Raw genomic sequence first — 11,297 nt, 5'->3', positions numbered from 1 at the left:
ACTTTAAATTATGAAAAAACAAAGATGGTTTTTGTTATGTCCTTTTTTAGAGGGCACGAAAAAGTTCTGTAATGACTTAAGTGGTATTAAGAAGAAGTGTTTGTTCTTAATTGTGAGCTTCTTCGTTTTGAATTTGTCTAGCTATGGTCAAACAATTGTTAATGTAAACATCGACTATTCCAATGTTGAGTTAGTGAGTTCGTATCATGCAGGAGTAACGCACACTCAGAAAAGTATTGACTGGTGGGGAGATGCAAATGCGATTGCAAGTGCTAAACAATTGCTTAGCTCGGTTACTTATTTCCAAAATCAGCACATTATGGGATGGGGCCCCGGAAATCCATGGCCAGACTCAACGGTTGTTGACCCAGCCAATTGGAATTGGTCTGTTTTGGATGATCGTATCAATTTGATACGCGATACCAATGGTGAAGCTGTTATTACGCTTTGTGCCTGCCCTACCTGGATGCACACTCCGTCAATGAATGGACAAACGGACTGGAGTAAAATTGAAGAAGCTCCGACACCCGATCATTACGATGATTTTGCACATCTCTGCGCAGAAGTGGCACGGCGTTACCCCGATGTAAAATATTTCCAAATATGGAATGAACTTAAAGGATTTTTTGATGGCAGCCTTAATCGTTGGGGATACGAAACTTTTACGGATATGTACAACATGGTTTATGATTCCTTGAAAGCCGTAAATCCAAATTTGTTAATTGGAGGCCCATATGTCCCAATGGATACTTGGTCAACAGCTAATATCAGTCATCCCTCTAACTTATCAGGAGTTTATGGAGTTTTTGATCAGCGGGCACTGGATGTTATTTCCTATTGGTTGCAGAATAAAAATGGGGGTGATTTTATTACGGTCGATGGTGGTAATGATAATAAAGATGGCGTTTGGAATACCGATGCATTCAAAGCTTCTCAAAAGTTTGTTGATTTAATAAACTGGGTCAGACAACAGCCCGGAGGCTCAACGCTGCCGGTTTGGTGGTCGGAATGGTACGGTTGGCCGGGGGCAGGCTCTGTTAGTAGTTATACTCATGAGTACAATAACGCAGTTATGGCTTCAGGCTTGATAAAATCGATAAAAGCAGGGTACCAAAATTTAATGATTTGGGGTCCCCAAGGAGATTCACAAGGTTACTCATATCCCCTAGGTGTTTGGACTGATACTGAAATTTCAGGAGGTGGACAAGCAACACTGTTTTATTACACCCAGAAAGGATTAAAAGATAATTTTAGTAATGGTACTCAAATATATAGCACTACTATATCTGTGCAGGATGTTGTTTCTGTTATGGCGACCAATAATAAAGTTATATTGGTCAATCAGTTGGATCAACAAGTGCAGGTCACTATTCAGAATACGGGTACAACACTTACACTCGACAATTATGAAGTAAGATTTATTGACGTCACCGGAGTTGATACCCAAGTTCCGACAGCGCCAACAGGCCTTACTTCATCAAACATTACCGGTAGTAGTTTTAGCTTGTCTTGGAATGCATCAACTGACAATGTTGGTGTGACAGATTATGGGATTTATATTGACGGGGTATGGCATAGTGCGGTAAGTGGTACGTCAACAACAATCTCAGGTTTGGCTGCCAATACGCAATACACCGTAAGTGTGTTAGCCTATGATGCGGCCGGTAATTATTCAGCACAGTCCAGCCCGATAACTGTTACAACTACTGCGGGAGTTGATACCCAGGTTCCAACACTCCCAACAGGTCTGGCAGCATCAAATATTACGGAAAATAGTTTTAGCTTGTCTTGGAATGCATCAACTGACAATGTTGGTGTAACCGATTATGGGATTTATATTGACGGGGTATGGCATAGTGCGGTAAGTGGTACCTCAACAACAATTTCAGGTTTGGCTGCCAATACGCAATACACCGTAAGCGTGTTGGCATACGATGCTGCAGGTAATTATTCAGCGCAGTCCAGCCCAATATCAGTTACAACTACTTCCGGAGTTGATACCCAAGTTCCGACGCCCCCAACAGGTTTGGCTGCATCAAATATTACAGCGAGTGGTTTCAGCTTATCGTGGAATGCATCAACCGATAATGTTGGAGTAACCGATTATGGCATTTATATTGACGGGGTATGGCACAGTGCAGTAAGCGGAACATCGACAACTATTTCCGGATTAACTGCAAATACACAATACACCATGAGTGTGTTGGCGTATGATGCTGCCGGAAATTATTCAGCACAATCCAGCTCAATATCTGTTACAACCGTGTCGCCATCTTTGGCTGAAGGAACCTATCGCTTAAAGTGCAAGGCAAGTAGTTTATACCTAAATGGAAATAATGTGGAGTGGGTGTCGGTAAAACTTGCACCACTTGAAGAAACGTGGTGGTCGCAAAGATGGGATCTGGAAAAGGTTTCGGGTAATGTGTACCGCTTGAAATGTAAGTGGGATGGCTTATATCTGAATGGAACCCAAACCGCAAATACCGACGTCCAAATGGCCGCTTTACATCCTGATTGGGGGTCTCAGAAGTGGACCTTGGAACATGTCAGTGGCTCCGAATATCGGTTGAAGTGTAACTGGGGTACCAATTATTTACATGGAACAAGTACTTCGTGGGGTACTGCTACCAATAAAGCCTATGACGGAAGCAACTACCAGGTCTGGAACCTTGAATTTGTGGGTTCAACAAAATCAGCAAAAATTGATGTGGAAGGAGTCGATGAAGTTTCAGAATTATTGGTGTATCCTAATCCTGTAAAAACTGGTGTTGTAACTATAAAGAACCTGAGAGAAGATGTCCTGCGTATTGCTATAGTGAATATGAGTGGGAGTATACTGCGCACTCAGGAAGTAAATGGAGAAAAAGAGCTAACATTAGATATTCGTGGAGTAGCTCCTGGAATGTATGTAGTTGTGGTTGAGGGAAAAGAGAAAGTAGAGAAAGCTAAGCTAAGTGTACAATAGAGGATTAATTAGTATTCTTTGAGTGAAGAAAGAGGCTACCCATGAAGCCAAAGAGTGTTTAGTACCTGTCTGGCGAGTTTAAATAGTATTTTAATTGAGTTACAAGTGCCCAAACAGGATGATAGTGCAGTTGGGTAGCCTCTAAAAAAAGAAATGTAATGTATAATTTTTTAAAGTTCAGCGTTTTATTGATTTGTCTATTTCTTGTTCAGTTGATGCCACTTATTGGACAAGAGAACGTTCAATTAAAAAATGGCCATTTTGATCCGAATTTAACAGAAGAGCAAAACATCTTTCTAAACAGACAGGCATCTGTTTTGCTAGATTATTCATCGAAACTATTAAATAAATACAAACCTTCTGTAAGGGAACAAGAAGGACGAGTAAGCGCCTTGTTTCTTATTGATGCAGTTGTGCACGAACCCTATGCAAAAGAACGGCCCGCCGTACAAGAATTTTTTCAAAAACAGATTGCAAAGAGCATTGATGAAATTGTAAATACAACTGTCGATGAGGGTGCAAAGATCTGGAAACTTTACAACCATTCTTTTATTGTAAAAACAAAATTGGTGACTCTGGCATTTGATCTGCTTATGCCAAAATTCCAAGGAAATGACAACTATTGTGTTTCCGATAGTCTGATGGAAAAACTGATAGATGAATGCGATGTCTTATTTATAAGTCATGAACACAGGGATCATTGGAGACCGGAAACGCTTAAAAAGTTTCTTGAATTAGGAATTCCGGTTTATGCTCCACCAACCATTTTTGCCGACAACAAGGAAGCTTTCAGTAAAATAAATCATTTGGAAAGAGTGGCTCATAAAAGTCAGAAAGTGCTGGTGAAAGACGGAAAAGTTGAACTGCAGGTTGTAACTTATCCTGGACATCAATGGAGCGATGTAATCAACAATGTTTCGCTGGTAACAACACCCGAAGGGCTGTCGTTTATGCATGCCGGAGACCAGTGGAATTATGACGATTTTGAGTGGATTGATGAGGTACATAAGCACTTTAAAGTAGATGTGTTAATACCCAACACATGGACGGCTGATCTGGCGCGAATGGCACAAGGGATAAACCCAACAATAATTATTAGTGGTCATGAAAATGAGTTAGGGCATGGTTTACAGCATCGCGAACCATACTTTAAAACCTACCTTCGGAAAAAAGGCCCATCTGTTTTGCCTGAGAATGATAAAGGCTACAGCCATCCATTGGTGATGATGACATGGGGAGAAGCGTTTCATTATTCGAAATAAGATTTTCATTCAAAGAAAACATTACTAAAGAAATAAATAATAATACGGTTACTTTTCTCTTATAGATAAAGTGGGACTAAATAAGTTGTTTTTCTTTAGAGAGAGTTGTGGACTTTTCCAGCTTTGACAAAATCAAATAAGCTTAGAATTGAGCTGTTTGGAAATAATTCTTTAATTTGTGCAGACTTTAAGTTGGAATGATGACTGCTGCTCAACCAATCGAATTCTTTCTAAAAGACGGCAGATTTGATGTAAATAAGCTGTTTTTACACTACAGTAAACCGCTGTTTTATTTTGCCTTGAAATTTGTTGATGAAGAACAGGCAAAGGATGTGGTTCAAGACGTCTTTTATAAGTTGTGGGAAGATAAATCGCTTTCCATCTCTGGATCATTAAATGGCTTCTTATTTACCATGACCCGAAATCGCTGTTTACAAATCATCGAAAAACAAAAAGTTCGGGCAAAGTATGCTGATGCGGTTCATTTTCGAATGCAAGAAGATGAGTTGCTTTTTTATTCGAATGAGCATTCCAGTTTAATCGAAGCTGAACTAAAAGAGCAACTGGAGAAAGCAATTGAAGAGCTTCCGGAGAAATGCCGGGAGGTTTTTATTTTAAGCCGTTTCCAAAACAAGCGGAACAAAGATATTGCCGAGGAACTTGGAATTAGTGTTAAGATGGTTGAGAAGCATATAACCAAGGCGCTAAGGTATATTCGTCTTAGTTTGGGGGATTATCTTCCTCTTTTTTTATTACTTCAAGCATATTTCATCGATCAGAAAAGTTCAGATTTTTTTTCTTAAAAAGGTAGGGTTTCTCCAAGCTCACCGATCATATGGGTATAAAACACCTGTATTGAATGAAAGAGATTGAAGAAATAAAGTCGAGATACATTCGGGGCGAAGCCACTGAAAGCGAAGCAAAGATTTTGTTGGAATGGTTGGAAAAGAACCCGGAGGAACGGACTGCTTACTATCAGGAAAAAGATATTTGGGATTCCTATGCTTTTGTCAATAATAGCCAAAACTACAGCTCAGAGGAGGAACTTCTAAGATTGAAACGCCGGATTCGTTTTAACACGAAGACGAGTTTTTCTATGCCAAGGCCTCTAAAAGTTGCAGCCTTATTGCTGTTTGCTTTTTTATCTGGTTGGTTGGTCCAGTTTCTTGTGTCGAATCATGGAACTTCGGATGTTGTTGCAGAGATGAGGGAAGTGGTTGTTCCCAATGGGCAAATTCATCAGCTATTTCTTGCTGATGGCTCCCGCATTTGGCTAAATTCCGGATCGAAGCTAAATGTCCCTTCTGTTTTTACTGGAGATGAACGAAAAGTAAGCTTGGAGGGAGAAGCTTTTTTTGAGATCGCCAAGGATCCGGAGCACCCTTTCAAGGTCGAAGTCAAAGGCCAAACCATCGAAGTTTTAGGGACCTCGTTCAACGTTCGGGCTTATCCTGATGCAGATGTTGTTCAGACAACTTTGCATACAGGTAAAATAAAATTGCACGCAGGTAGAGAAATCGTAGACTTATCTCCGGGAGAGCAAACCCAACTTCATGTTAATACGGGAAAAATACAGGTGAAAAATGTCAACCCGGTCAATTATTATTCGTGGCGGGATGGGCGTTATGAGTTGAAAGATGAATGTTTGACGGACGTATTTCGATTGGTGGAGCGTTGGTACGATGTTTCAATCAAGTATGACGAAAATGATTTTAAAGACATGCGGTTCTCCGTCGTTTTGAAGCGTAATAAGTCAGTTGAACATTTCCTTGCGCTTTTGAACCTATCGATTCCAATTCAATATCAAATAAACATGGATGAAATCATAATTGAAAAAAAATAACTGCCTATGCACTAAAAAAACGAACTAACTTTTCTTGAACGAAAAAACGGAGAATGTCCTACCATTCCCCGTTTCAAATTCAAGTTATTACAAAGAATAACTTAAACATTAAAGCACTTCAAATTTATGAAAAAAATGTTAACGGGAATCTATTCCTGCAGAAGGGGTATGATTCAAAAAACGTGGATGGTTATGCGCCTAACTTTCTTTTTTATGTTCTTTTTTCTGGTTCATGTTTCTGCATCAGTTTATTCGCAACAAACCAAGCTGAACTTAAGAACGGAAAATGCTTCTTTAGAAGAAGTCTTTAAGATGATACAGGAGCAAAGTGAATTTGATTTTTTTTATAAAACAGATCAAATTACTGGAACCCAAAAGATTTCTGTCGATTATAAAAGTAGTAATATCGAGGATGTTCTTGAGGAAGTATTAAGAGGAACCGGATTAAACTATCACATACTGGATAAAGATATTGTGATTAGCAAAAGCTCTGCGAGTCAAAGTTTTCAGCAACAGTTTATTGAGTTAAAAGGCCAGATTTTGGATCAAAACGGAGAGCCTCTTCCGGGAGTTACAGTGGTTGTGAAAGGAACAACGAATGGTGTCATTTCTGATTTTAATGGCAACTATTTACTATCGAATGTGCCGGCGAATGGAATTGTTGTGTTTTCATTTGTGGGGATGCACACCATTGAGCAAGAGGTGAATGGTCAAGCAACAATCAATATTACCATGGAAGATGAAACCATTGGCTTAGAGGAGGTTGTTGCGATTGGCTACGGAACGGTAAAAAAGAGCGATTTGACAGGCTCTGTTGGTTCTGTTAAGGGGGATGATATTGCGAACCGGCAAGTAACTCAGGTATCGCAGGCTTTACAAGGGACCATCTCAGGAGTTATGGTAACTCGCAACAATAATGCGCCTGGCTCAACCGCATCAATCCGGATCCGGGGAATCACAACCATTGGTAATAGCGAGCCGTTGGTAATTGTCGATGGTGTTCCGGTTGGAGGAATCAATGATGTTAATCCCAATGATATTGAAAGTATCTCAGTTTTGAAAGATGCGGCTTCGGCTTCCATATACGGATCACGAGCGGCAGCAGGTGTCATTCTGGTTACAACAAAGCGGGCCAAAACAGGAGAGCTGTCAATTAGCTATAATGCTGAATACGGCGTTGAGGTTCCTACGGAGATGGCCGATTTCGTTGATGCCAAACGCTATATGCAAATGGCGAATGAATTAAAGTGGAATGATAACGGCAACAATGAAGGAGGAGAGTACCCAACCTATACTTCAGATGTTGTTGATAACTACGAAACATTACATCAAGAGAATCCTGATTTATACCCGGATACCGACTGGATTGATCTGGTGTTAAAAAGCAATGCCCCACGTCAAAGCCATACCATAAGTATTTCTGGAGGTTCAAAATCAATTCGCTCAAAAGCTTCGATGGCCTATGATGAAATTGATGGTTTGTACGATGGCCGGAACTATCAGCGGCTAACCGCCCGGTTTAACAATGATGTTACAATTAATGATTATTTGTCGGCCTCACTTGACTTTTTTGTAAAACGTTCAATCTCCGAAAATGCAAGTTTAAATGAAGGGACTATCGTATATTATACTCGTATTTCTGCTCCTGTTTATGCGGCTGAATGGACTAACGGAATGGTTGCCGAAGGAAAGTCGGGAGCGAATATCTACGGACAGGTAAAGCATGGTGGCGAAAAGACCAATTGGTATAATCAGGTAGGTGGAAAAGCAGCTTTAAATTTCACTCCGATCCAAGGATTGAAACTATCCGCCATTATTGCTCCTGAGCTCAATTACAATAAATCGAAGGCCTTTTACAAAAAAGTAGAATACACAGACTACGATAATCCGTCAGCGGCAGTAGGTACGTTGCAGTGGGCTTCTTCAACCCGCTTGAATGAAGAACGAAATGATAACTACCGGGTGACAACGCAGTTTATTGCAAACTACATTAAATCATTTGGAAGGAACAATTTAAACCTGATGGGCGGTTATGAGAATTATTATGCTTTTAATGAAGGTCTGAGTGCAGGAAGTGATCAGTTAGAGCTAACAAGCTATCCTTATTTGGACCTGGGAAATGAGAATTACTTAAGCAATGGAGGTGGTGCTTATGAAAATGCCTACCGCTCTTGGTTCGGACGTGTTCTTTACAACTTCGATAACAAGTACTTCTTTCAAGGAAACATGAGATACGATGGTTCTTCTCGTTTCGATGAAGATTACCGCTGGGGACTTTTTCCTTCATTCTCTCTAGGATGGGTGATGTCCGAAGAAGCTTTCTTGAAAAATAACTCAACCTTATCATTTTTAAAATTAAGAGCCTCGTGGGGGACACTTGGGAACGAACGCTTGGAGAGTTATTACCCGTATCAATCCACAATCGCCTTTGGAAGTGCACTATTCTACCAAGGCAATAATGTTGTTTCAGCCCAAACAGCAGCTCAGCGTTACTATGCAATTCGCGATATTTCATGGGAAACAACCGAATCCTACGATATCGGGCTGGATGCCAGCTTTATTAATAATAAGCTGCGCTTTACCGGAGATATTTATAAGAAAATCACGAAGGATATGTTGCTGGATTTAGAGATTCCAGATTATATCGGCTTTGACAATCCACAACAGAATACCGGCGAAATGGAAACCAAAGGCTGGGAAATTGAACTTAGCTGGAATGATCGGATCGGAGAGCTTGGTTATTCTGTTGCTGCTAACTTGTCCGATTCCAGGTCAGAAATGGGAGAGCTCGGAGGAATTCAGTTTTTGGGAGATCAGGTGAAATTTGAAGGAAGTGAGTTTAACGAATGGTATGGCTATTTGTCTGATGGAATTTATCAGACACAAGACGAGGTTGACAATTCGGCTACCTTAAACTCAAGTGTTGGAGTGGGAGATATACGGTATAAAGATATTAGCGGACCAGATGGCGTTCCCGATGGAATTATCTCCTCTGATTACGATAAAGTATTACTGGGTGGCTCATTGCCTCGTTACTTGTTTGGTGGAAATATTCAACTCGACTATAAAGGATTTGATTTTGCCTTAGCCTTCCAGGGAGTTGCTAAGCAAAAAGCAAAAATGAGTAGTCGGATGGTGCAGCCATTTGCTGAAAACTGGGGGAACTTCCCGAAGCTGATTGATGGAGATTACTGGAGTGTTTACAACTCGGATGAAGTCAATCAGCAAGTTGCCTTCCCAAGATTATCTTATAAGAGTGCAGGTAATAATTACTCAATGTCCGACTACTGGTTGTTTAACGGAGCTTACTTTAGGGTGAAAAACATTACTTTAGGATATACCTTACCAGCTGCTGTTGTCGACAAATTACACCTGAAAAGCGTTCGGGTCTATGGAAGCGCATCTGATATTTTGTCGATCAATAAGTATCCTAAAGGCTGGGATCCGGAAGTTGCTGGTGACGGTTACCCGATAACTTCATCTTTTATCTTAGGCGTATCTGTAAAATTCTAAACTGAAAAAAATATGAAAACCAAACTATATTCAATGCTATTAGTACTTTTTTTAGTAAGTGCATGTACCGATTTGAATTTGAATCCGTTGTCAGAAGGGTCAAGTGAGAGCTGGTACTCCGATCAAACTGAAATAGAGATGGCTCTAAATGATTTGTATCGCGATCCGTTTTGGCCGACTGATGCCGATGATTGGTCGGATGATTGGACGTACAGAGGGCAGACCAATGCGATAACAGACGCTACAATCACCGGAGAGTGGAGTACTGTAATTTCTTGGTGGGCAAATACCTATAAAGCTGTGGCTCGAGCTACAACTTTGATTGAGAACTTGGAGGAAGTTACAGATGAGATTCCAGAGGATAAGTTAACGCAGTATAAGGCTGATGCCCGGTTTGTGAGAGCTTCGCAATATGCTCGTTTAGTTGCTCATTGGGGCGATGTGGTTTACTACAACAATACATTGGAATTGGAAGAATCATTTACAAAAGCAACCACAGATAAGGCAACAATCCTGGCAACAATCTATGAAGATTATGACTATGCTGCAGCTAATTTACCTGAGGAGTATGGTAATTCGGAGAACTTGAGAGCGACTAAAGGAGCAGCCTTGGCGATGAAAGCTCGCATCGCACTTTACATGGGAGATTATGCCCTCGCTCGTGATGCGGCCAAAGATTGTATGGAGCTTGGCGCGTATGAGTTGTATGACGATTTTGGAGCGTTATTTTTATCATCGACAAAAAACTCGGTCGAGACCATTTTTGCAATTCCACGATCTGTTGAGCTTGATGTTGCGTTTTGGGATTGTAAGAATTACATCAGTAGAAATTCTGGAGGTTGGGGAGCCAAAGACCCTTCATGGGAATTATTTAGCGCCTTCTATTGTACTGACGGACTTCCTATTGATGAATCTCCACTTTACAATCCTCGAGAGCCATTCAATAATCGTGATCCGCGTTGTTCGGCAACAATTGTTGAGTTCCAAACGGAGCATCTTGGCTACATGTATCAGCCGCATCCTGATTCAACGACCTGCTACAGTTTCAAAACAGGTGCTTATGTAAAGAATAATGACAATCGCGTGAATGCACAGTATGCTTCTTACAATGGGTTGCTATGGAAAAAGGGAGTTGATGAAGATTGGTCTGATGATTATAAGTCTGATCCGGACAAGATTATTATGCGTTATGCCGATGTGTTACTAATGTACGCTGAAGCCAAAATTGAGTTGGGAGAAATTGATGATTCTGTTTTGGATGCGATGAATCAGGTAAGAGCCAGAGCCTATGGTGTTGCTGTTGGCGAAACTTCAAGCTATCCGGCTGTGACAACAACTTCGCAAGAAGATTTACGTCAGATCCTTCGGATCGAAAGAAGAATGGAATTTGCTTTGGAGGGACGTCGCTATATGGACATCATTCGTTGGAAATTGGCTGAGAAAGTGTTGAACATTCCAAATTATGGAATGCTTGATCCTGTTGAGCTAAAAGAGAAAGTTGTAGATGCTGACTTATGGTTTTTTCCTGAAACTCCGGTACTTGATGAGGATGGCGTTGCCGATTTTGAGCCCATGTATAACGCCGGGTTGATTAAGCTTTTAGGATTGAGAACCTTCGATAAAAGCAAACAATACTTATGGCCGATTCCGTCTAAAGAGATTTTAATTAACGAAAATCTTACTCAGAATCCGGGGTATTAACCTAAATCGAGAG

General features: G+C 40.7%; 6 protein-coding genes. All 6 read left to right on the top strand.

The window, feature by feature from the left end:
- Positions 1-10 precede the first annotated feature (10 nt).
- Complete coding sequence (locus tag BM156_RS17695) at positions 11-2,965, top strand: fibronectin type III domain-containing protein (RefSeq protein WP_093921235.1); 2,955 nt, start codon at positions 11-13, stop codon at positions 2,963-2,965.
- 158 nt (positions 2,966-3,123) lie between these two features.
- Complete coding sequence (locus tag BM156_RS17690) at positions 3,124-4,227, top strand: MBL fold metallo-hydrolase (RefSeq protein ID WP_093921234.1); 1,104 nt, start codon at positions 3,124-3,126, stop codon at positions 4,225-4,227.
- A 197-nt stretch (positions 4,228-4,424) separates the two neighbouring features.
- On the top strand, positions 4,425-5,030 hold the full coding sequence (locus BM156_RS17685; protein ID WP_093921233.1) for an RNA polymerase sigma-70 factor: 606 nt from the start codon (positions 4,425-4,427) through the stop codon (positions 5,028-5,030).
- A gap of 56 nt (positions 5,031-5,086) precedes the next feature.
- Positions 5,087-6,070, top strand: coding sequence for a FecR family protein (locus tag BM156_RS17680; RefSeq protein ID WP_093921232.1), 984 nt, complete (start codon positions 5,087-5,089; stop codon positions 6,068-6,070).
- Positions 6,071-6,262: 192 nt separating this feature from the next.
- Positions 6,263-9,583, top strand: coding sequence for a TonB-dependent receptor (locus tag BM156_RS17675; RefSeq protein WP_093921258.1), 3,321 nt, complete (start codon positions 6,263-6,265; stop codon positions 9,581-9,583).
- Between the two features lie 12 nt (positions 9,584-9,595).
- Positions 9,596-11,284 (top strand): RagB/SusD family nutrient uptake outer membrane protein, encoded by a 1,689-nt coding sequence (locus BM156_RS17670; protein WP_093921231.1) that lies wholly within the window; start codon positions 9,596-9,598, stop codon positions 11,282-11,284.
- Positions 11,285-11,297 lie beyond the last annotated feature (13 nt).

Source organism: Sunxiuqinia elliptica (genome assembly GCF_900113005.1).
In the GTDB taxonomy this organism is placed as follows: domain Bacteria; phylum Bacteroidota; class Bacteroidia; order Bacteroidales; family Prolixibacteraceae; genus Sunxiuqinia; species Sunxiuqinia elliptica.
The sequence above is the reverse complement of the archived record's forward strand: the minus strand, read 5'-3'. Positions and strand labels throughout refer to the sequence as shown.